The organism is Sporosarcina luteola (assembly GCF_023715535.1).
Classification (GTDB): domain Bacteria; phylum Bacillota; class Bacilli; order Bacillales_A; family Planococcaceae; genus Sporosarcina; species Sporosarcina luteola_B.
Genome location: NZ_JAMBOI010000004.1, coordinates 74046 through 97210 on the forward strand (window position 1 = coordinate 74046; position 23165 = coordinate 97210).

The following is a 23165-nucleotide window of genomic DNA, read 5'->3' on the forward strand; positions in this document are numbered from 1 at the left end:
AATGGCAGCAATCACTTACGAACATATTAAAACATGCAAGCAGACTGGAGCGCGGCTCGGCATCGTCCATACGCCGCATGGTTCATTCGAAACACCGGCATTCATGCCTGTCGGGACACAGGCGACGGTAAAGACAATGTCTCCTGAGGAATTAAAGGAAATGGGCGCAGGAATCATCCTTGGCAACACATATCACCTTTGGCTCCGCCCGGGACATGACATAATTAAAGAAGCGGGCGGTCTCCATAAATTCATGAACTGGGATCGGCCGATTTTGACCGACTCAGGCGGTTTCCAAGTGTTTTCACTAAGTGAATTCCGGAAGATCGAAGAGGAAGGCGTCCATTTCCGTCATCATTTAAACGGAAGCAAGCTTTTCCTCAGCCCTGAAAAAGCGATGGAAATCCAAAATGACCTCGGTTCGGACATTATGATGGCTTTCGATGAATGTCCTCCGTATCCTGCCACATTTGAATATATGAAAGCGAGTGTGGAGAGAACGTCCAGATGGGCGGAGCGCTGTCTAAAAGCGCATGCGCGTCCAGAGGATCAAGGGCTTTTCGGAATCGTACAAGGAGGAGAGTTCGAAGAGCTTCGCAAACAGAGTGCTAAAGACCTGATTTCGCTCGACTTCCCTGGATATGCAATCGGTGGATTATCTGTCGGTGAGCCGAAAGATGTCATGAACCGTGCTCTTGAATTTACGACTCCTTTATTGCCGGAAAACAAACCGCGCTACTTGATGGGCGTCGGCTCGCCCGATTCCTTGATTGACGGGGCAATCCGCGGGGTGGATATGTTTGACTGTGTGTTGCCGACCCGAATTGCAAGGAACGGTACGTTGATGACGAGCGAAGGCCGTCTCGTCGTGAAAAATGCAAAATACGAGCGGGATTTCGGCCCGTTGGATCCGAATTGCGATTGCTATACGTGCAAAAACTATAGCAGGGCATATATCCGCCATTTGGTCCGTGCAAATGAAACGTTCGGCATCCGGTTGACATCCTATCACAATCTTTACTTCCTGCTGCGTTTGATGGAGCAGATCAGGGAAGCGATCCGCAACGACCGGCTCGGCGATTTCCGGGAAGAATTTTTTGAACAATACGGATTTAATAAACCAAATGCAAAAAACTTTTGAATCTTGTATAATAAACCGAGTAGAGGGGGGAATAAAATGAATGGTGATATGTTAGGTACGTTGCTTCCAATTATTGCAATGTTCGCAATCATGTGGTTCTTATTGATTCGACCTGCACAAAAAAGGCAAAAACAGACAAAGTCAATGCAAGAGAGTTTGAAGCGTGGCGATAAAGTCATTACAATCGGCGGTCTTCACGGCGTGATCGATGCTGTTGATGACACATCCGTATTTTTGAAAGTCGCAGACGGCACAACTTTGCAATTCGATAGACAAGCTGTCGGTCGCGTTGTCGATGCATCTTAATCACGTTTAAGTTCAAAGAGGCGGTTCCACAGTGAAGAAACTGTGAACCACCTCTTTTTCGTTTGCGTATATTCCTGATTGGGAAAAGGCATGCTTTCCCCATAAGGAGGGATACGTTATGAATGATTTCATAATCATCGGTTTCAGGACGATTTTCTTATATGTGTTCATTCTCATCATTCTCCGGATGATGGGAAAGCGGGAAGTTGGCGAATTGAGTGTCATCGATATTGTTGTATTTGTCATCATGGCGGAAGTCGTAGCGGTTGCATTGGAATCACCCGATAAGAAGTTGAGCCACTCAATCTTCCCGGTGCTTCTTCTGCTAGGCATCCAGTTGCTCACTTCATTCCTATCTTTAAAGAGTAAAAAATTCCGGGATGTCGTCGATGGAGACCCTACGTTGATCATAGAAGATGGAGTAATCCAAGAAGAGGAAATGAGAAAGCAAAGATACAATTTGGATGATTTGTTCCAGCAGCTTCGCGAGCAGCAAATCGGATCCATAAAAGATGTCTCCTATGCCTATCTGGAGCCTTCAGGAAATTTATCAGTTTTCACACACGAAAACACCCAGCCGGTTCTTGCCCTCATTTCAGATGGAGTCATCCAAAGCCGCCACGTCAAAATGGTAGGTAAATCTGAAGATTGGCTCGTTCAAGAGTTGAAAGAGCAAGGTGTGGTTGACGTGGGACAAGTTTTTTATTGTTCCTTGGAAAAAGGGAAACTATACTTCCAGTTAAAGAAAGACTATCAGTAAATTTTCGTCAATCTTTTAATCATGTGGAGATCACTTTTCTTCACTTGCCCGAAAAGCAATAAGATGACAAGAAGGAATACCGTTGTAATGATGCATTCCGTCAATAAACCAAATTGACCGATCGGGATGAAGATAGGCCGAATGACCGCTGTCAGGATGAAGGATGCATAAGGCAGAGCAAACATTGTGAAACCGGCAGCTGCGGCTTTATTTTTTCGCAAAGTCGCTATATGGAGGAATGAAGTGACAAGTACTCCGAATCCGATGGCAAGTACGGCCCCTGTTTCCTGCAGTCCTGGTTGGGAGGCCAATATGAACATGACACCCAATTTCGCAATGCCTCCATATACCGAATTCATCATTCCGGCCTTCGCATCACCGGTCGCCTGCAAAATGGAATACAATGGGCTTTGGATATAATAAAAGAAAAAAATTGGTGCCAGCAACGACATATAGGAAGCGCCTTCGGTAATATGGAAAAGCTTCTCGGCAAGCGCCTGTCCGTGAATGTAAAATACAGCCGCAGCAAAGGCACCTGTCAAAGCGGAAAGACGCAATGCCAAGTGAATCCGTTCCTGGAGTTTTTTCTTGTTGCTTGAAGCGGCAGCCCCACTCACAGCTGGCACAAGAACGACAGACAGCGCATAAGGGATGAATGAGGGGAAGAGCAGCAAAGGAATGAGAACGCCCGAAATGATGCCGTAGAGCGATGTTGCGGCAACTGCTCCGACCCCGGCCATTGAGAGGGCGCGCAGAAAAATGATCGGTTCAAGGAACCATGTGAATGTGCCGAATAGTCTGCTTCCCGAAGAAGGCAGCGCAATGGAAAGGAGCGGCTCCATCGGATATCGCTCTTTTTTTGCAAGCGGCTTTCTATCTTGTCGTTTATGTTGATGATATTTGAACCAAAGATAGGCAGCCGACAACGCTTCCGCAAGTAATGTGATGCCCATTGCATATGCAGCGTTCATCGGGTTGTTATCAGGCACGAGCGCAATTGGCAGCAGCCATGTTATCAAGACGATCCGAAATAACTGTTCGATGATCTGGGACCATGCCGTTTCTTCTATTCTTACAATCCCTTGAAAATATCCTCTGATCAAACCGCAGACAGAGGCAATCGGAATGATGGCGATAGCTACATACAAGGTTGTGGAAGAAGCCGCATTGCCCAATAAAGTTTCAGATAAATACGGGACAAATAAAATGGACAGCGGGATGAAAATCGCTCCCGTGAAAATCGTAATGAACGTCGCCGTCCTCATTACTGCAGATAGTTTTGCAGTTTCCCCTTTCACTTTCAACTCCGCAATCACTTTTGCAACCGCAATGGGTATCCCAAGTTGGACGAGTGACAGAAAGAAAATGAAAGCGGGATAGGCAGTCATGTAAATCCCGACCGCTTCTTCGCCGGCCACCCGCATGAATTGGATTCGATAGACGAATCCCAATAGCTTGGACATGAAAACGGCAACCATCAGTATGGCAGTTCCACGGATGAAAGTGGACAATAAAAACAACTCCTTCTCAATTCCGGTCATTTCGTATACACTAAATCTATGCATAGGATTGTCTATTTACGACTGAACGGGAAAGGGATGGAGAAGGTGACAATACAGTTCGAACAGATATTTAAACATGCTTTGCCTGCTATTCAGAGCAAAAGGGATGAATTCCGCCTTTATGGCTATCCAACTGTGACAAATGAAGAAATATGGAAATACTGCATACGTAAAAAATGGCGGAAAAAAAATGTGTCTACGATGCGTATCCATGAGATTATAAATGGTGTGCTGACATTGACGCCTGCAGAATTCATGACCTATACCCAAATCGAGGAACAAAGGGGTTCAAATTGGTTTTCGGATTTGAACAGCAATGAATTGCAACTGCTTCTTTCGCCTAAAGACAAGTAATGTCCAAAGTTTAAAAGATGTCCAAGTATTTGACAGATGGTAATCTCTGTTTCATAATTGGAGTGTTGTATTTTCTTAAAAACTGTACATAGCAATTTTCTCAGCGCTCCACGTACAGAGGGGGAACTAATTAATGAAAAAAAGAAGCCGGATTGTAGCGTTTCTATTACTGCTTGTCATGTTGGGATCTTTGATAGGCGTTACAGTAAGTCCGATTATAAAAGATGTACGTCTCGGTCTAGATCTGCAAGGGGGCTTCGAAGTCCTTTACGAGGTCAAGCCGCTTAAAGGAAAAGAAGGCCAGAAAATTACGGAAGACGTCGTGGCCGATACAGCAGGTGCTTTACGTAACCGTGTCGACGTGCTTGGCGTAAATGAGCCGGTCATCCAAGTCGAATCCAATAACAGGATTCGCGTTCAATTGGCAGGTGTGGAAGATCAGGAAACTGCGCGTGAGCTCTTGTCTACACAAGCAAATCTTACATTCAGGGATGCAGATGACAATCTGATGTTGGATGGAGATGATTTGAAAGAAGGAAAGGCGAAAGCCAACTTCGGTCAAAATGGCAACCCTGTCGTTACACTCGAAATGAAAGACCCGGATAAATTCGGAAAAGTGACAGCTGAAATTAAAGCAAAGGCTCCTGAAAACGTAATGGTCATCTGGATGGACTTTGAAGAAGGCGTCGATTCATACAAAGAGGAAAGAATGAAGGAAAAACCTAAATTCATTTCCGCGCCTTATGTAAGTCAAATTATCAACTCGTCCAATGTTGAAATTTCTGGAAGCTTCACAGTCGATGAAACGAAAGATTTAGCAGGAATTTTGAATGCAGGCGCACTCCCAGTCCATCTTGAAGAAATATACTCTACTTCTGTTGGCGCTCAATTCGGTGCACAGGCATTGGATAAAACAATTCTTGCTGGAATCGTTGGTATATCGTTAATCTTCCTATTCATGTTGGTTTATTATCGTGTACCTGGATTTGTGGCTGTTATTACACTATCCGTCTATATTTACCTGATCCTTACTGTCTTCACGGGCATTAACGGAGTTCTTACACTTCCGGGAATTGCAGCTCTGATGCTCGGGGTCGGTATGGCAGTCGATGCGAATATCCTGACATACGAGAGGATTAGAGAAGAACTGCGTGTAGGTAAATCAGTGAAGACGGCATTCTCGGTAGGTGCGAAATCTGCATTCACCGCTATCTTGGATGCCAATATTACAACTTTGCTAGCAGCTGTCGTCCTGTTCATATTCGGGACAAGCTCCGTCAAAGGCTTTGCAACAATGCTAATCATCAGTATCCTCGTCAGCTTCTTGACAGCTGTTTGGGGCTCACGTCTATTGTTAGGTCTTCTCGTCAATAGCGGGATGCTTGATGGCAAGACAGGACTATTCGGGATTTCGAAAAAACGGGTCCATGCACCTGAAGAAGATGTGGATACACTTGATCTAACAACGAAATTCGATCGGTTTGACTTTGTTCGTGCCCGTAAGAAATTCTATGTCGTTTCGATGGCATTGATTATTGCTGGCATAATTGTTCTAGGGGTCTTCAAATTAAACCTTGGAATCGACTTTGCTGGTGGTACACGTGTTGAAATCTTATCGGAAACTCCTGTAACGGCTGAGGAAATCTCAAGTACTCTTGAGAAAATTGGTCACCCGGCAACGGACATCGTCATTTCTGGAGATACGAACAATATCGGCGTTGTACGTTATAAAGAAGAATTCAAGCAAGAAACTGTAAATAAGTTCAAAAGAGATTTAAAGGCTCATTACGGTGCAGACCCGAATATTTCCACAGTTTCCAATACAGTTGGTAAAGAACTTGCGGAAAATGCATTGAAAGCTTTACTAGTTGCTGCACTTGGAATCATCATCTATGTTGCATTCCGTTTCGAATGGCGGATGGGTGTTTCCTCCATTATCGGGTTAATCCATGATGCATTCTTCATGGTTGCGGTATTCAGCATATCGAGGCTGGAAGTGGATATCACATTCATCGCCGCCGTCTTGACGATCGTCGGATATTCAATCAATGATACGATCGTAACATTCGACCGCATCAGGGAGAACCTGCATAAGCGAGGTAAAATCGAAAATGCGGATGAATTGGCGGACATCGTCAATAGATCACTCCGTCAAACATTGGGTCGTTCAGTGAACACCGTCTTGACAGTCGTCTTTGTCGTAGTCGCGCTGATTGCACTCGGAGCGGAAGCGATCCGTCCATTCTCGATCGCCTTGCTGATCGGTTTGCTCGCAGGAACGTATTCGTCCATCTTCATCTCAGCTCAAATCTGGTTTGACCTGAAGAAGAAGGAACTTGAAAAAACTGGTACATTGAAAGTCGATAAAGAGAAAAAACAATGGGGTTCTGACGAGCCAGTAGTCTGATGACTGCAGCTCCAAAGACGTTTTAAACCACCAAGGAACAGGGTATACCTAAGCGTATATCCTGTTTTTGTTTGCTAAAAGGAAGGTGGGAAGATATGAAGATGCAATGGTCGTTGATACTCAGTATTCTTTTCGCCATCATCATTGCTGTTTTTGCGATTCTTAATATTGAATCCGTCCAAGTGAACTACTTGTTCGGAAAAGCGCATTTGCCACTCATCCTCGTCATTCTATTTACAGCATTGCTTGGTGCAGCCATCAGCGGCTTCATGGCTATGTTCAGATCAATCCATGCCAATAGGCAAATCAATGAACTAAAAAAGGAAATGACCGCAAAAGAGATTTTAATCGCATCACAGCAAAATGAAATTGCGGCATTGCAACACCTTGTAGACCCTCAAAATATAGATACAATCGAAGGAGAAATGTAAGCACCCTTGCAAGGGTGTTTTTTTATGCATTAATTTGGAGACGATTCGCTTACCCCTTTAAGAGTTTGCCCTCTTCCGATATAATGGGCATAGAGGATGTGAGCCATTTTGATAGAATCGATGAAAACATGGACGGTCAATCGTCCCGATGAAACAATCGTAAATACATTCATGAAAGAGCTTAGTATTCCTTCAATCCATGCCAAAATCCTGGTCTCCAGGGGTTTCTCGAATGTGAAGGAAGCTAGGACCTTTTTACATATGGAAGAAAGTTGTCTGCATGATCCGTTTTTGTTGTTCGATATGGAGAAAGCGGTTAACCGGATTCATCATGCGATAGAAGCAGGTGAAAAGATTACCATCTATGGTGATTATGATGCGGATGGCGTGACGAGCGTCACTGTATTGACGACCGCCCTTGAACAGCTTGGTGCGAACGTCGACTTCGCTATCCCGAACCGTTTTGAACATGGATACGGACCAAATATCGATCTATTTGATGAACTGCATAAAGCGGGGACTTCGCTTATTATCACTGTCGACAACGGCATTTCCGGCTTGGAGGCAGTTGCGCATGCCAAATCCATCGGAATGGATATCATCGTGACGGATCACCATGAAATAGGTGAGGAGCTTCCGATTGCAGACGCCATCATCCATCCGCGGCATCCTGAAGGCAATTATCCTTTCGGTGAACTTGCGGGCGTCGGCGTCGCGTTTAAACTGGCTTGTGCATTGCTTGGTGAAATACCTGAAGAACTGTATGAAATCGCAGCAATCGGCACTGTCGCCGACCTTGTTCCTTTGAAGGGTGAGAACAGGTTCCTTGTCAAGGAAGGAATTAGGCGGATGCGGATGTCTGAGCGGCCAGCAATTCAGGCGCTTGTCAAAGTGAGCGGGACTGAACAGCGTGCACTTACTGAGGAGTCGCTCGGTTTCATGATTGGGCCACGATTGAATGCGCCAGGGCGGCTAGGAAGTGCAGACCCTGCTGTTCATCTGTTGAAGACGGAAGATAAGATGGAAGCAATGAGCATAGCCCAACAATTGGATACATTGAATAAAGAGAGACAGGCGCTCGTTACGAAAATCGCGGACGAGGCGGAGCAGGCCTTGGTCGATATGTATGGTGATATGCTTCCTTATGTTATCGTCATTGCTGGGGAAGGCTGGAATCCAGGTGTCGTCGGTATCGTTGCTTCGCGTTTGACCGAAAAGTATTACAGACCGACAATTGTCCTGTCCGTAGACCTCGAGACGGGAACAGCAAAAGGTTCCGGGCGGAGTATTGCAGGTTTTGATCTATTCAAAGAGCTCTCGAAAACTGCAGATCTCTTGCCTCATTTCGGCGGCCATGAAATGGCGGCGGGCATGTCGTTGTCAGTTGAGGATGTGGCCGAATTCCGCAACCGATTGAATGATCAAGGAAAAATGAGCTTGACGGATGATATGCTTACACCGCAATTGCAGATTGATGTTCCGCTTGAAATCGGGGAAATCGATGTTGATGTGTTGGAAGCGATGGAATTGCTCCGCCCTTTTGGCATGTCGTTTGAAAAGCCCGTTTTTTTAATTGAGAACCTTTCGGCGTCATCCGTTAGAAAGATAGGTGCAGCGAAAAACCATTTGAAGCTTGAATTGACCGATGGGGTGGATTCACTCGATGTTATCGGTTTCGGGAACGGGGAGATCGCCGACGAAATGAGCCCGGGCGTCAAGTTGTCTGTCACCGGGGATTTACAGGTGAATGAATGGAACGGACGTAAAAAGCCGCAGATGCTGCTCGACGATATTCAGTCGAAAGATCGGCAGTTGTTCGATTTGCGCGGCATCCGGGAACCGAATCGTTGGATATCTGTCATCCCGGATAAAAACAATTTATTCATCGCATTCCAAGAAGCATCAATTGCCTTTTTCCAGCCAATCTTGAAAAATGTACAGATCCATCAATTCGGACAAACGGAACTGTCGGAAAACGATCATGTGATCGTATTGGATTTGCCTTCAGATACAGAGCAAATGAAAGAGTTGATCGAAAGGACGAACCCGAAAAGGGTCTATGCCCATTTCTTTGTCAACGAATCATTGTATTTCGAAGGGATTCCAAGTCGCGAGCACTTCGGTTGGTATTATAGCTTTTTGAAAAAGCGTGGTTCGTTTGACTTGCGGAAGCAAGCACAGGATTTATCGAAGCATAAAGGTTGGAAGGTCGATACAATTTATTTTATGACAAAGGTGTTTTCCGAGCTTGGATTTGTTAAGATAGAGAATGGTCTGGCCATTGTAATCGAAGATGCAGAGAAGAAAAGTCTTTCCGAAGCTCCATCTTATAAACAGAGAGAGCATCAGATTGAATTGGAACAGATGCTTGTCTACGCTCCATATATGGATTTGAAAAAGTGGTTCGATGAAATTTGCAAAGAAACCGTCAATAGGGAGGAACAATTATGGATTTGAAAAGTTTCGTGACAATTGTCCCGGACTATCCGAAAGAAGGCATTAGCTTTAAAGATATTACGACAATTATGGATAACGGGGAAGCTTATAAATATGCGACTGATAAAATTGTCGAATTTGCTAAGCAAGTGGGTACGGATATTATCGTCGGCCCCGAAGCAAGGGGGTTCATCATCGGCTGTCCTGTTGCGTACGCATTGGAAGTAGGTTTCGCGCCGGTCCGGAAACCTGGGAAATTACCGCGCGAGACGATAGCAGTCGAGTACGACCTTGAATACGGCAAGGATTCATTGACAATCCATAAAGATGCCATCAAGCCTGGTCAACGCGTATTGATTGTTGACGATTTGCTTGCAACCGGCGGAACGGTCGGCGCAACAGTTGAACTTGTCGAGAAACTCGGAGGAGTAGTCGCAGGATGCGCGTTCCTGATCGAGCTGTCTTATTTGAGCGGCCGTGAAAAACTGAAAGGTTATGATATTCAAGCGCTCATGACCTATTGATGAAAGGCCCTCCGCGATGAGCGGAGGATCTTTTTTTATCCATAGGGCTTTACATTCTTATCTGTTTATACATACAATAGAATTATCTTTAATTTTTTTGCGGAATTAGTCGAAAGGAGTAGAATGATGGCGAAAAATCGTGACATGACGGCAGAAGATATATTTGAAATCGTTGCCTCCTATATGAATGGAGAGCATGTCGCGTTCGTCAAAAAGGCGTATGAGGCGGCGAAGGCTTCTCATGAAGGGCAATTCAGAAGTTCGGGCGAGCCGTATATACTTCACCCTATCCAAGTTGCAGGCATTTTAGCAGAATTGCAGATGGATCCTTCCACAGTCGCCGCGGGCTTCCTCCATGATGTCGTGGAAGATACCGACGTGAGCCGCGAGGATATCATACGCGATTTTGGTGAAGAGGTGGCAATGCTTGTCGATGGCGTGACGAAGTTGGAAAAGCTGAAATTCAAGTCAAATGAGGAAAAACAGGCAGAGAACCACCGCAAAATGTTCATTGCGATGGCGAGGGATATCAGAGTCATTCTTATCAAGCTCGCTGACCGTCTCCATAATATGCGGACATTGAAACATGTCCCGGAGGAAAAGCAACGGAGAGTGGCAGCAGAAACTCTTGATATTTTCGCACCGCTAGCACATCGGCTCGGAATTTCCACCATCAAGTGGGAACTGGAAGACACTGCGCTTCGTTATTTGAATCCTCAGCAATATTATCGCATCGTCAATATGATGAAGAAAAAACGGGATGAACGTGAAAAGTATTTATTGAATGTCATGGATACGATACGGACTGAAATAGCTGAAATGAGCATCGAAGCAGAAATTAATGGACGTCCAAAGCATCTCTATTCCATTTACCGCAAAATGATTCTGCAAGACAAGGAATTCAATGAAATTTATGACCTTCTTGCCATTCGAATCATCGTGAAAAGCATCAAGGATTGTTATGCGGTGCTTGGAATCATCCATACGTTATGGAAACCGATGCCGGGAAGGTTTAAAGATTATATCGCGATGCCGAAACAGAACCTTTATCAATCTATCCATACAACAGTAGTCGGGCCAGCTGGCGATCCGCTTGAAGTTCAGATCCGTACGGAAGAAATGCATAGGATTGCAGAATACGGGGTTGCGGCACACTGGGCGTATAAAGAGGGGAAAACCGTTTCGGAAAAACCCGATAATATTGATTCCAAACTGAAATGGTTCCGCGAAATACTTGAATTTCAAAATGAGTCCTCCAATGCAGAGGAATTCATGGAATCATTAAAGTTCGATCTGTTTTCGGATATGGTGTACGTTTTCACGCCGGATGGGGATGTCATTGAAATCCCGACAGGCTCTGTGCCCATCGATTTTGCATACCGGGTTCATTCAGAAGTAGGGAATCGGACGATCGGTGCAAAAGTGAACGGCAAAATGGTTCCGCTGGATACAGAACTGTTCACAGGCGATATTGTCGAAATCCTCACATCAAAGCAATCATTTGGACCGAGCCGCGATTGGTTGAAAATCGCTAACACATCGCAGGCGCGGAATAAAATACGTCAATATTTCAAAAAGCAATTGAGGGAAGAGAATATTACGAAGGGGTCTGAACTCGTCGAGCGGGAAGTGAGGCTCCAGGAATTCGATCTGAAAGCCGTCCTGACATCTGAAAACATTCAGCGGGCTATAGACAAATTCAGCTTTACGTCGGAAGAGGACATGTATGCTGCGGTCGGATCGAATGGCATCACCGCACAGCAAGTCGTCAACAGGCTCGCGGAAAAAATCCGCCGTGAACGCGATCAGCAGGAAGCAATCGATAAGATTGTATCCGACATGAAAACGCCTCAGCCTATCCGGACAACAGAGTCGGGGGTTATCGTCAGAGGCCTCGAGAATCTGCTCATCCGACTGTCGAAATGCTGCAATCCGATACCAGGTGACGAGATTGTGGGATTCATAACAAAAGGCCGTGGCGTATCCGTACACCGCGCAGACTGTCCGAACATCCTCACCGACGAAGACAATGACCGGCTCATTGAAGTTGAATGGGCGGTGGATATGAACAACGAACGCAAGGAATTCCAAGTGGATATCGAAATTTCCGCATTTGACAGACAAGGCCTTCTGAATGAAGTGATGATGATGGTAGCGGATTCGAAAACGCCGATTGTGGCAGTGAGCGGGAAAGCGGACCGGGACAAACTTGCGAAAATCAGTATGACGATAAAAATTACGGATATATCCCATCTGCATAGGATTGTCGACCGCATTAAACAAATACGCGACATTTATTCCGTGCAGCGGGTGATCCATTAAGCAGGAGAGTGTTTGCATGAAGGTCGTATTACAAAGGTCCGGCAATGCTTCCGTGACGGTTGATGGCGAAGTGACCGGCTCCATCCGGAAAGGGTATGTTCTCCTTGTTGGGATTACACATGATGATACGGAACAGGACGCAGACTATATTGCAAAGAAGGTTGCAGGCCTGCGGCTTTGGGAAGATGAAGAAGGGAAGATGAACCGGTCCATCGATGAAGTGGAAGGGGAGATCCTATCCGTCTCCCAATTTACGCTCTATGGAGACGTGAGAAAAGGGCGCCGACCAAGTTTCATTGAAGCGGCAAGACCGGAAAAGGCTGAAACCATTTGGAATCACTTCAACGAAGCGCTCCGTGAGCAAGGCTTGAAGGTTGAAACTGGTGTGTTCGGCGCCATGATGGACGTACGTCTCGTCAATGACGGCCCGGTTACGATTATAATCGAATCGAAATAAATGAAATCGCAGTCCACATAACAACGGGCTGCGATTTTTTGCAAGTGCTCATTTATTCCATCAAAGGCTCCATTAATTCCGCAAGGGCTATATTCCATGCAAAAAACACCATGAAATCACGAAATTCCATGGTGTCCGTTTTTACTTTCCATCGAAGTGCTCGAGCAGGCCTTGATAAATCCCGTGCGATGCCTGTTCCCGGAACATCTCAGTCGTCAGAACCCGCTCCTCGGAAGGATTTGATAAGAACCCTAATTCGATGAGGACGGCATTCTGACGATTTTCCCGCAATACGAGGAAATTGGCAGGCTGTGCGCCGCGATTCCTAAGTGTAATCGTCGACGCTAGTCCATCATTGATAGAGGATGCCAGCGATTTCTGATTGGAATGTGTGTAATAAGTCGTGAATCCGGTAATCGATGTATCAGGATTTGCATCGTAATGGAGGCTGATGAAAGCGTCGGCTCCATGCTGATGGCTGACGGATACGCGTTTTCGCAGTGAAATATACGTGTCGGATTCGCGCGTCATGACGACGTTCGCGCCTGCTGCCTTCAGTTTGGCGGACAACAACTCGGCAGTCATCAATGTCAGCAGTTTCTCGTCGGTGCCTTGCATTCCAGTCGTTCCACGGTCATTACCGCCATGTCCTGCATCGACAACAATTGTAAGTCCGTTTAACGTGCCTGGCACTCTGGCAGATTTCTTCTTTTCGGGTGTGAGTTCCACCTTCGCAACGTCACCTGTTGAAACGACCCATTTGGCAATGAAAGCCGTCTCCCCGGAAGAAAGTGAGACGTTATACCACTCGCCTTCTTCACCGATTACCGTCAGTTTCTCGCCGGCGTTAGCTCTTGTTACAATCGATGAAGAGGTCGTTGCGGAAGATCGGAGATTCGTACCGTTCGTAAGCACTGTCACTTTCTTGTCGGCTGCCACCTCCGTTTTCCCCGCGGTACTTTTCGCATCAAGTGTTCCATGGAAAGAATAGACCCAACCGGACGATTTCTTTCCTAATGCTAAGCGGATCCAATTGCCTTCAATTTCTTCAATCGCGAAGGATTCGCCTTTTCGGATCAATCCTACTTTTTTTGACGTTAAGCCCGGTGCTTTCCTAACATTCAGCGCATCGACCGAAACCGTGAACTGCTCGGGATTCTTAACTTCTGGCTTAACTGCTGTTCCGGCTTGACCGTTTTCACTTTGCTGAATTTCAGTAATGTAATCAGTATGTACCCAACCGTCCATGCCGTTTTTGACGATGGAAGCCCATTCGCCTTGTCTGCCAGTTATCACCGCCGCTTCCCCTGCATTCAGTTGTCCGATGACAGCTGCGTTTAATGAAGGTTCGGTCCGGATGTTCAAGGCATTCACTTTCGATACGGCGTTCATTGGCGCAAGTTCCTTCGCCTCTTCACTTACGACAAGCCAGGATGCGATCCAACCCGTCCCTGAACCGAATCTGACCTCATACCAGTCCCCGGATGTTGCTAGAACTTCAGCGCGCTCACCTTGTTTCATTGAGCCGGCGACCGGATAGGTAAGCCCTGGACCTGAACGGACATTCAGGGATTTCGTATTGATGATGATTGTTTCGCCTTTCGCGGAAATTATCGGCATCTCGCAAACAATTGAAGCGAAAAGGATGATAGCTAGAAGCCATTTGATCAATTTCGACAAACTATCACTCTCCCTTTTTTCCATTGTAGAAGTTTTGTGAAGAAAAAACCACATCGAAATGAAAAAGGTTGACACTTCGTGAATGAATGGCTAAGATTAGTCTTAATCTAAACAAACAATTTGCTGTAGACATGGAAAGTAACTGTATTGCAGGCTGACTAGAGAGAGGTGGACGTGGCTGAAATCCACCTTACAGACGGATATAGTGAAAAACACCATCGAGGCTCCGTGCTGAACAAGTATCTTCAGTAGGTGCGGACGGAACCGGCCGTTATCCGGGTACGAGTGGGCATGCATTTTGTGCCAATTTGGGTGGAACCGCGGAAGCTGATATAAGCTCTCGTCCCTTGTGAAGACAAGGGATGGGGGCTTTTTTTATTTTTCGCAGCTAAAAACAGATTGAAAGAAGGGGAAGTCAAATGAATTTTAAAGTGCCAAGAGGGACACAGGACATCCTGCCTTCCGAGTCGTGGAAATGGCAGAAGGTCGAATCGATCATCCGTGATCTTTGCGACAGTTACCGTTACAAGGAAATCCGCACACCAATCTTCGAGCAGACCGAATTATTTCAACGGACGGTTGGAGATACTACCGATATCGTGACAAAAGAAATGTACACATTCACTGATCGCGGAAACCGATCAATGACTCTCCGTCCTGAAGGAACAGCTCCGGTCGTCCGTTCATTCGTCGAGAACAAGATGTTCGGATATCCCGATCAACCGGTGAAACTGTACTACCAAGGTCCGATGTTCCGCTATGAACGTCAGCAAGCTGGCCGATACCGTCAATTCGTTCAGTTCGGTGTCGAAGCGATCGGCAGCGCTGATCCGGCGATTGATGCCGAAGTCATTACTTTGGCAATGGACGTCTACAAACGTGCCGGATTGACGGATGTGAAGCTCGTCCTCAATTCTTTAGGCGACAGTGAATCGAGAAATGCGCACAGAGAAGCACTCGTTGCACACTTCACACCGCATATCGGCGAATTTTGCGGTGATTGCCAATCGCGTCTCGAGAAAAACCCGCTCCGCATCCTCGACTGCAAAGTGGACCGCGAACATCCTTTGATGGAGACTGCGCCATCATTGGCCGACTATTTGACTGACCAATCGGCAACTTACTTTGAACAGGTGAAAGGATATTTGGATGATGTCGGTATTGAGTATGAACTCGATCCGAACTTAGTCCGCGGCCTCGATTATTACAATCACACCGCTTTTGAAATCATGAGCACGGCATCGGGCTTCGGAGCGATCACGACGCTATGCGGCGGAGGCCGATACAATGGCCTTGCAGAGGAAATCGGCGGTCCTTCAGCGCCTGGCATCGGTTTCGGAATGAGCATAGAGCGCCTTCTGTTGGCTCTTGAAGCGGAAGGAAAGTCGTTTACTCAGGAACCTGAACTTGATGTCTATATCGTCACCCTTGAGGAATCTGCTCACCGGAAAGGCTTCAAATTATTGAATGAACTAAGAAATGCAGGCATGCGGGCAGATATGGACTATATGGACCGCAAAATGAAGGCCCAGATGAAATCGGCGGACCGGTTCAACGCAAAAGCGGTCATCGTCATTGGTGAAGATGAGGTGGAAGGGAACGTCGTACAGCTGAAAAATATGGCTGACGGCTCCCAGGAAAAAATCGAAGATGCAATTATTATTGAAAAAATAAAAGAACAGTTGAAATAAGGAAGGTTGATGAACAATATGCAACGGACACATTATTGCGGACAATTGACAGAGGAAGTCATTGGCCAGACGGTTACATTACAAGGCTGGGTACAGAAAAGAAGGGATTTAGGCGGTCTGATTTTCATTGATTTGCGGGATCGCGAAGGGGTTGTCCAAGTCGTTTTCAATCCGGATTTCTCGACTGCTGCGCTTGAAATTGCCGAAACGGTACGCAATGAATATGTCATTGAAGTGACTGGAAAAGTCATTGAGCGTCAAGAGCAGCAAAAAAACCCGAAAGTGAAAACGGGCTCGATCGAAGTGCATGTGGAAAAGATTCAAATCATTAATGAGGCAAAAACTCCGCCATTCATGATTGAAGATGAAACCGATGTAAACGAAGAGATTAGACTGAAATACCGTTATTTGGACCTTCGTCGTCCGGCACTGGCACGCATATTCAAAATGCGTTCTGATATTACGAAGACAGTCCGCAACTTCCTGGACGGGGAAGGGTTCCTTGAAGTGGAAACTCCGATTTTGACGAAATCCACGCCTGAAGGGGCAAGGGACTACCTAGTACCTAGCCGCGTGCATACAGGAGAATTTTACGCGTTGCCGCAGTCTCCTCAACTTTTCAAACAAATGCTTATGGTATCAGGCTTCGACAGATATTACCAAATCGCGCGCTGTTTCCGTGATGAAGACCTTCGCGCTGATCGCCAACCTGAATTCACGCAAATTGATATGGAAATGAGTTTCATGTCCATTGAAGACATCATGGAATTGAATGAGCGTCTCATGAAGAAAGTGATGAAGGATGTTAAGGGGATTGATATCGAAATCCCATTCAAGCGTATGCCTTATGAAGAAGCGATGGGACGTTTCGGTTCAGACAAACCGGATACCCGCTTCGCTATGGAACTTCAGGATGTATCTGAGGTCGTAAAGGATTCTTCCTTTAAAGTATTTGCCGGCGCTGTAGAATCTGGCGGGCAAGTAAAAGCGATCAATGTTAAAGGTGCTGCAGATAATTACTCGCGTAAAGATATTGATGCATTGGGCGAATTTGCATCCGTTTATGGTGCAAAAGGGCTTGCCTGGCTGAAAGTTGACGCAGATGGTTTGAAAGGTCCAATTGCAAAATTCTTTGAAGGGGAAGCGGGAGAGGCTTTGGCGAATTCCCTAGGTGCGGAAGCGGGCGATCTCCTACTGTTCGTTGCGGACAAGAAATCGGTCGTTGCGGATGCTTTGGGAGCACTAAGAATGAAACTCGGCAAAGATTTGAACCTTATTGACGAAACGCAATTTAATTTCCTATGGGTGACAGAGTGGCCGTTATTCGAATACGACGAAGAGGAAGGGCGATACTATGCAGCTCACCATCCATTCACGATGCCTGCGGATGTCGATGGACTTGAAGCGGATCCTAGCAGCGTGAAGGCCCAAGCATATGACCTCGTATTGAATGGCTTTGAGCTTGGCGGGGGATCATTGAGGATCTATCAGCGCGATGTCCAGGAGAAGATGTTCAAGGCACTTGGCTTCTCTGCAGAGGAAGCACGCGAGCAATTCGGCTTCTTGCTTGATGCTTTTGAATATGGCACGCCTCCGCATGGTGGGATCGCATTCGGATTGGACCGGATCGTCATGTTATTATCAGGTTCGACAAATCTCCGGGATACAATTGCATTTCCGAAGACTGCAAGCGCAAGCGATCTACTGACAGAAGCACCAAGCGCCGTAGATAACTCACAACTTTCCGAATTAGGGATATCCATCCAGTCGAAATGAGTAAAACGGACAAGCTATTGAAATAAAAACGTAATAATTTGCTGAAGTGAATTCGTTGAAAACGAATCTTCTGTGTGGTAGGATACAAGTAATACGAATCCTGAAGTGTACGTTTTTTGCAAATCAGTTTTGACCGAACAGAATTATCGTAGGGAGCTGTCATTCTGTTTTGGATGGAATGCCCTAGTAAGGGACTTCAGAAAAGGCGGATGGAGCACCCACCTGCTGAGTGCGGGTTCAAAACGATACTACAAAGACGGCACATTCGGGATTCGTTCCTATTATTTAAAAAACATTTGGTAGACTATATTCCCCTCTGGCGTTCTTGCTGAGGGGTTTTGTATTTATTCATCTTCATTCAGCAGAAGACGTCCACCTATATATGGAAGGGTTGAATTCTATTGTTACATCAATTTTCCCGGAATGAACTGGCCATCGGCAGAGAAGGCATCGATTTGATGCGCAACACGACTGTCGCCATACTAGGCGTCGGAGGCGTCGGCTCGTTTGCAGCCGAGGCCTGCGCGCGCAGCGGTGTCGGCCGTATCATCCTGGTCGACAAAGACACTGTCGATATTACAAACGTCAACCGTCAGCTAGTCGCCACATTGTCGACGATCGGCAAGTCCAAAGTGGAAGTTATGAAAGAACGCATCGCAGACGTGAACAAGGATTGCGAAGTGATTGGACTTCATATGTTCTATACGGAAGATACGTACGAAGAGTTTTTCAGTTATTCACCTGATTACGTAATCGACGCATCGGACACGATTAGCTACAAAATCCACCTGATTAAAGAGTGTGTAGCGAGAGGCATCAAAATCATCTCCAGCATGGGTGCTGCGAACAAGCTTGACCCAACCCGTTTTCAAATAGCCGATATTTCCAAAACGCATACTGATCCGATTGCAAAAGTGATCAGATTGCGTTTGAGAAAAGAAGGCATTAAAAAAGGCGTCCCTGTCGTGTTTTCAGATGAAAGTCCAATTGTCGTCAGAGAAGACGTCGTAGAGACGGTCGGTAAACCCGAGGCGCAAATTCGCAAAGCGAAAATGCCGCCCGCTTCAAATGCCTACGTCCCTTCCGTCGCAGGTCTGGTCTGCGCAAGCTGGGTGCTAAACGATATTGTTAAAGACATCCACATCGAACGAGTTAAGGACAAGAAGTGACAACTATTGCTCGCAACGCTTCGCTACTGCTCGCAAAAGCCGTTCTTCGTAACGGCTTTTGTTCCATCATTCTCCAACTGGTACAATCGTCATATAGGAAAAAATGAAACGATTGCATTATAATAGCTAAATCGGAAGGGCTGAATCCTTTGCGAAAACAGGATGGAATCTTACTCGAGAGCGGAACGAACGAACTCGAAATCATCGAATTCGAAATGGGACCAAACCGCTACGGCATCAATGTCATTAAAGTGAAAGAAATCATCATGCCTACACCAATCACCACCATCCCGCATGCACACCCGTCCATCGAAGGAATCATCCAACTCCGCGGAGCCGTTCTTCCCGTGATCAATATGGAAAGAGTGATGGGGCTGCCTGAAACAATTGGCAAGAGAGAAGGAAAATATATCGTCGCTGCCTTCAACAAGCAGGAAGTCGTCTTCCATGTCCACGAAGTTGCACAAATTCATCGAGTTTCATGGAATCAGATTGAAAAGCCTTCAGATTTATATTCAGGCGATGCCTCTCAAGTCATCGGGGTCATCAAACGGGAAAATGATATGCTTCTGCTCCTTGATTTTGAAAAAATCGTCGTTGATATTAACCCGGATAGCGGAATTCAAGTCGAGCAGGTAAGAAAACTCGGGGCGAGGGAGAGGTCCAATAAGAGAATCCTTGTAGCGGAGGATTCGCCGTTGCTCCGTAAACTATTGAGTGATACGTTAACGGAAGCAGGTTACGGGAATATCGAGTTTTTTGAAAACGGAAAAGACGCACTAGGATTTTTAGAAAGTTTGACAGCTGCCGGTAAAAAAGTGTCCGATGAAGTCCAGCTTGTCATCACCGATATCGAAATGCCTCAAATGGACGGACACCATTTTACGAAGAGGATCCGAGCGAATAAAGAACTGGCGTTGCTTCCGGTGATTATCTTCTCATCATTGATCACTGATGAATTAAAGCACAAAGGGATCAGCGTCGGTGCGAACGATCAAGTGAGCAAACCTGAAATTGCTGAGCTCGTACTGAAAATTGATCAGTATATCCTTTAATTAAGAAGCACCTCCCCGTATTCCTCGGGGAGGTGCTTTCCGGTAGTGACCTTGCCACCTGATCTATTTTTTCCTCTTGAATTCTTTCAACCGTTCATAAATGCCCGCAAGTCTCTTCTCTTCACCGGCGATGACTGGCTTATAGTATTCTGCTTGCTTAATTTTATCGGGTAAATATTGCTGATTCACCCATCCGCCGAATGTGCCAACCGGTGTGTCGTGGGGATAGCGGTATCCTTCATGTCCGAGCTCAGCCGCACCCGCATAATGAGTGTCCCGCAAGTGTAGAGGGATATCACCCGTTTTTCCTTCGTTGATCGCTTTCACTGCGGCATCAACTGCCTTGTAGGCCGAATTTGATTTGGAAGCCAGGCACATCTCAATGACGGCGTTTGCTAGCGGAATGCGTGCTTCCGGCATGCCGAGACGGACAGCTGCCTCCGTGGCGGCGAGTACATGGGGACCAATTTCGGGTGCAGCCAGTCCGATGTCCTCATATGCCATGACAAGCAGTCGGCGTGATACCGCAATCAGGTCGCCTGTCTCAAGAAGATTCGCCAAATAGAAGATAGCAGCATTCACATCGCTGCCACGCACCGACTTCTGCAAAGCGGAAAGTAGATTATAATGATGCGACCCTTTCTTATCACCGACAAGTCCGATCCTTCCGATCAAATTGTCGATCAACCAATCTTGCACAACAACCTTGCCCTCTTCCTCATCACTTGCTGAAATGATGGATTCCAGTAACGTGAGCGCTTTCCGTGCATCTCCATTAACACCGTCAGCAATTTTCCGGATTTGGTCGTCGCTCATCTCGATAGCCAATTTCCCAAGGCCGCGTTCTTCGTCATGCAAGGCGCGTTCAATCAGTTCAACCAAGTCATTGGGCTCGAGTCGGTTCAATTGAAGAATTTCCCCGCATCTAGAACGAATTGCGGGATTCACATCGTGGAAAGGGTTCTCCGTCGTTGCACCGATCAGCACAATTGAGCCTTTTTCAACATGAGGCAACAGTGTATCCTGCTGTAATTTATTGAAACGATGAATTTCATCAAGGAATAAGATGACCTTTCCCGTGATCCGGGCTTCCGCAACGACTTCCTCAACATCCTTCTTCCCTGAAACTGTCGCATTCAATGCGATGAACGGCAAATCGCTTGTACCGGCGATCGCATAGGCCATCGAAGTCTTTCCAATCCCCGGCTCTCCGTATAGCAGCATGGAAGGAACATGTCCTCTATTGATCATCCGATAGAGCACAGTATCCTTGCCGATAATATGTCGCTGTCCGGCAACTTCATCTATATTTTTCGGCCTCATTCGAAATGCTAGTGGTTCATTTTGCAATCAAATCACTCCCCGTACATCCGTTCCACTATTATACACAACGCAAAGCTAGAAGTCATTTGAAGGAAGCGGGAGTGCAGTTATGCTATAATATTTTGAAGTGTATTGATGAAATAATACGGTGTGAAATGGACGAGAAAAGGACGTTGGTTAAATATGAGGATTTCTACGAAAGGCCGCTATGGGCTGACTGTAGTTGTAGAACTTGGAAAGAAATATGGGGAGGGGCCTTTGCCATTACGTAAAATCGCGGAAGAGCAAAACTTGTCGGAAGCGTATTTGGAGCAGCTTATCCCCGCGTTGCGTAATAGCGGTATCGTAAAAAGCGTCCGCGGAGCATACGGAGGCTATAAACTTGCAAAGCCGCCGGGCGAAATTACTGCCGGAGACGTGATCAGATTGCTCGAAGGACCTATCCAGGTCGTAGAGGGGATAGATGGCGACAAGATTCCTCAGCAGTCGTTATGGAACCGTATCGGCGACGCCATTCGTGAAGTTTTGGATACAACGACAATCAAGGATTTGGTGGAATCGGATGAATCCACTGATCTTGATGGATATATGTTTTACATTTGAAGCCATTTTTTAAAGGGGTCATATTATGCAAACGATCTATTTGGACCATGCCGCCACGACACCAATCCATCCGGAAGTGAGTGCGGTTTATATAAAAGCGATGGATTCGGTTTTCGGCAATCCTTCAAGCATCCATAGCTTTGGTCGGACTTCCCGGAAATTGCTTGATGATGCGCGTAAAGCAATAGCGGAGGCGATCAGTGCCGAACCGAATGAAATAATTTTTACATCAGGAGGAACAGAAGCCGATAATATTGCAGTTTTCGGGGCTGCTTCTGCAATGAAGGAAAAAGGAAATCATATTATTACGACTGCTATTGAACACCATGCCGTTTTGAACTCCTGCAAGGAATTGGAGAAAAACGGCTTTGATGTCACTTATTTACCAGTCGATGAAAATGGAAAGATAAGTGCCGAACAAGTGGCTGAAGCACTTACCGATCAAACTGTTCTCGTCACGATCATGTATGGCAACAATGAGGTCGGAACGATCCAGCCAATCAAGGAGATCGGCGAACTCTTAAAGGACCATCAAGCTGTTTTCCATACGGATGCGGTCCAAGCATTCGGAATTATGGATTTAGATGTGAATGAACTGCAAGTCGATCTGCTCAGCGCATCAGCCCATAAATTGAATGGGCCAAAAGGTGTCGGTTTCCTTTACCAACGGAAAGGCTTGCAAACAACGCCGCTTCAGTTCGGTGGGGAACAGGAGCGGAAGAGGCGGGCAGGAACTGAAAATGTCCCTGCAATCGCAGGCTTTGCAGAAGCTATAAAAATAGCTAGAAATGAAATGGAAGAAAATCATCGCAAGTATGATCGATATAAAACGATCTTGAAGGAAGTGTTCCGTCAAGAAGGGATCGACTTCGAAGTGAATGCGGATGTAGTCGGTCGGTTGCCGCATGTAGTGAACATCAGCTTCCCCGGAACCGAAATTGAATCATTGCTCGTCAACATGGATATGGCGGGCATCGCCGTATCGAGCGGTTCTGCGTGTACCGCGGGATCCCTTGAACCATCGCATGTTTTATCTGCAATGTGGGGAAGCGAATCCCCGAAATTGCGCAACTCAGTACGCTTCAGTTTCGGTCTTGGACTCGATGAACAGATGGTACGTGAAGCTGCAATGAAAACAGCGCAAATCATCAAGCGACTCGTGAAATGA

Annotated in this window: 19 protein-coding genes, 1 other RNA gene and 1 other annotated feature; of the genes, 17 read left to right on the plus strand and 3 right to left on the minus strand. The window is 46.3% G+C overall.

Going from position 1 to position 23165, the window contains the following annotated elements; translation table 11 throughout:
* The first annotated feature begins 1 nt into the window (after nucleotide 1).
* From tgt to M3191_RS09675, 3 genes are all read left to right on the plus strand, one after another.
* Nucleotides 2-1141: a tRNA guanosine(34) transglycosylase Tgt gene (gene tgt, locus M3191_RS09665; RefSeq protein ID WP_251694309.1), complete on the plus strand. Its 1140-nt coding sequence runs from the start codon at nucleotides 2-4 to the stop codon at nucleotides 1139-1141.
* 36 nt (nucleotides 1142-1177) lie between these two features.
* Entirely contained in the window at nucleotides 1178-1447 is a 270-nt protein-coding gene (gene yajC, locus M3191_RS09670; RefSeq protein ID WP_251694310.1) for a preprotein translocase subunit YajC, read from the plus strand.
* Between the two features lie 118 nt (nucleotides 1448-1565).
* A complete protein-coding gene (locus M3191_RS09675) occupies nucleotides 1566-2207 on the plus strand; it encodes a DUF421 domain-containing protein (RefSeq protein ID WP_251700193.1) in 642 nt (213 codons plus the stop codon).
* Here M3191_RS09675 and M3191_RS09680 read toward each other — a convergent pair.
* The gene (locus M3191_RS09680) at nucleotides 2201-3718 is read right to left on the minus strand and encodes a putative polysaccharide biosynthesis protein (RefSeq protein WP_251700194.1); all 1518 of its coding nucleotides are present in this window, start codon (nucleotides 3716-3718) and stop codon (nucleotides 2201-2203) included. The genes M3191_RS09675 and M3191_RS09680 overlap by 7 nt on opposite strands.
* 96 nt (nucleotides 3719-3814) lie before the next feature.
* On the opposite strand from M3191_RS09680, the gene M3191_RS09685 reads away from it, so the two are divergent.
* The 7 genes from M3191_RS09685 (at nucleotide 3815) to dtd (ending at nucleotide 12700) form a co-directional block, all read left to right on the plus strand.
* The gene (locus M3191_RS09685; protein ID WP_251700195.1) at nucleotides 3815-4123 is read left to right on the plus strand and encodes a post-transcriptional regulator; all 309 of its coding nucleotides are present in this window, start codon (nucleotides 3815-3817) and stop codon (nucleotides 4121-4123) included.
* Between the two features lie 133 nt (nucleotides 4124-4256).
* Nucleotides 4257-6530, plus strand: a complete 2274-nt coding sequence (gene secDF, locus M3191_RS09690; protein WP_251700196.1) for a protein translocase subunit SecDF — start codon at nucleotides 4257-4259, stop codon at nucleotides 6528-6530.
* A 95-nt stretch (nucleotides 6531-6625) separates the two neighbouring features.
* Nucleotides 6626-6961, plus strand: coding sequence for a LapA family protein (locus M3191_RS09695; RefSeq protein WP_251700197.1), 336 nt, complete (start codon nucleotides 6626-6628; stop codon nucleotides 6959-6961).
* Between the two features lie 108 nt (nucleotides 6962-7069).
* On the plus strand, nucleotides 7070-9418 hold the full coding sequence (gene recJ / locus M3191_RS09700; RefSeq protein WP_251700198.1) for a single-stranded-DNA-specific exonuclease RecJ: 2349 nt from the start codon (nucleotides 7070-7072) through the stop codon (nucleotides 9416-9418).
* Entirely contained in the window at nucleotides 9409-9921 is a 513-nt protein-coding gene (locus M3191_RS09705; protein WP_251700199.1) for an adenine phosphoribosyltransferase, read from the plus strand. Before recJ ends, M3191_RS09705 begins: the two co-directional genes overlap by 10 nt.
* A gap of 126 nt (nucleotides 9922-10047) precedes the next feature.
* Complete coding sequence (locus M3191_RS09710; RefSeq protein WP_251700200.1) at nucleotides 10048-12243, plus strand: RelA/SpoT family protein; 2196 nt, start codon at nucleotides 10048-10050, stop codon at nucleotides 12241-12243.
* 16 nt (nucleotides 12244-12259) lie between these two features.
* Complete coding sequence (gene dtd / locus M3191_RS09715) at nucleotides 12260-12700, plus strand: D-aminoacyl-tRNA deacylase (RefSeq protein WP_251700201.1); 441 nt, start codon at nucleotides 12260-12262, stop codon at nucleotides 12698-12700.
* 141 nt (nucleotides 12701-12841) lie between these two features.
* On the opposite strand, the gene M3191_RS09720 is transcribed toward dtd, so the two are convergent.
* Complete coding sequence (locus M3191_RS09720; RefSeq protein WP_251700202.1) at nucleotides 12842-14380, minus strand: SH3 domain-containing protein; 1539 nt, start codon at nucleotides 14378-14380, stop codon at nucleotides 12842-12844.
* Between the two features lie 117 nt (nucleotides 14381-14497).
* Nucleotides 14498-14731, plus strand: a binding site (T-box leader).
* A 68-nt stretch (nucleotides 14732-14799) separates the two neighbouring features.
* Between M3191_RS09720 and hisS the strand changes: the two genes are divergently transcribed.
* The 5 genes from hisS to M3191_RS09745 all read left to right on the plus strand — a co-directional run bounded on the left by hisS (nucleotide 14800) and on the right by M3191_RS09745 (nucleotide 20071).
* Nucleotides 14800-16071 carry a histidine--tRNA ligase gene (gene hisS, locus M3191_RS09725; RefSeq protein WP_251700203.1) on the plus strand — a complete coding sequence of 424 codons (1272 nt, stop codon included), beginning with the start codon at nucleotides 14800-14802 and terminating at the stop codon, nucleotides 16069-16071.
* Nucleotides 16072-16089: 18 nt separating this feature from the next.
* A complete protein-coding gene (aspS, locus tag M3191_RS09730) occupies nucleotides 16090-17847 on the plus strand; it encodes an aspartate--tRNA ligase (protein ID WP_251700515.1) in 1758 nt (585 codons plus the stop codon).
* 94 nt (nucleotides 17848-17941) lie between these two features.
* A non-coding RNA gene (gene ssrS / locus M3191_RS09735) (6S RNA) lies at nucleotides 17942-18123 on the plus strand.
* A 125-nt stretch (nucleotides 18124-18248) separates the two neighbouring features.
* The gene (locus M3191_RS09740; RefSeq protein ID WP_251700204.1) at nucleotides 18249-19016 is read left to right on the plus strand and encodes a tRNA threonylcarbamoyladenosine dehydratase; all 768 of its coding nucleotides are present in this window, start codon (nucleotides 18249-18251) and stop codon (nucleotides 19014-19016) included.
* A gap of 149 nt (nucleotides 19017-19165) precedes the next feature.
* On the plus strand, nucleotides 19166-20071 hold the full coding sequence (locus tag M3191_RS09745; protein WP_251700205.1) for a chemotaxis protein: 906 nt from the start codon (nucleotides 19166-19168) through the stop codon (nucleotides 20069-20071).
* A 63-nt stretch (nucleotides 20072-20134) separates the two neighbouring features.
* Here the strand turns inward: M3191_RS09745 and M3191_RS09750 are convergent, their stop codons facing one another.
* Nucleotides 20135-21421 carry a replication-associated recombination protein A gene (locus tag M3191_RS09750; protein ID WP_251700206.1) on the minus strand — a complete coding sequence of 429 codons (1287 nt, stop codon included), beginning with the start codon at nucleotides 21419-21421 and terminating at the stop codon, nucleotides 20135-20137.
* A 156-nt stretch (nucleotides 21422-21577) separates the two neighbouring features.
* Here M3191_RS09750 and cymR point away from each other — a divergent pair, with 156 nt between their 5' ends.
* A complete protein-coding gene (gene cymR / locus M3191_RS09755) occupies nucleotides 21578-21997 on the plus strand; it encodes a cysteine metabolism transcriptional regulator CymR (protein ID WP_251700207.1) in 420 nt (139 codons plus the stop codon).
* 25 nt (nucleotides 21998-22022) lie between these two features.
* Nucleotides 22023-23165 (plus strand): cysteine desulfurase family protein, encoded by a 1143-nt coding sequence (locus tag M3191_RS09760; protein WP_251700208.1) that lies wholly within the window; start codon nucleotides 22023-22025, stop codon nucleotides 23163-23165.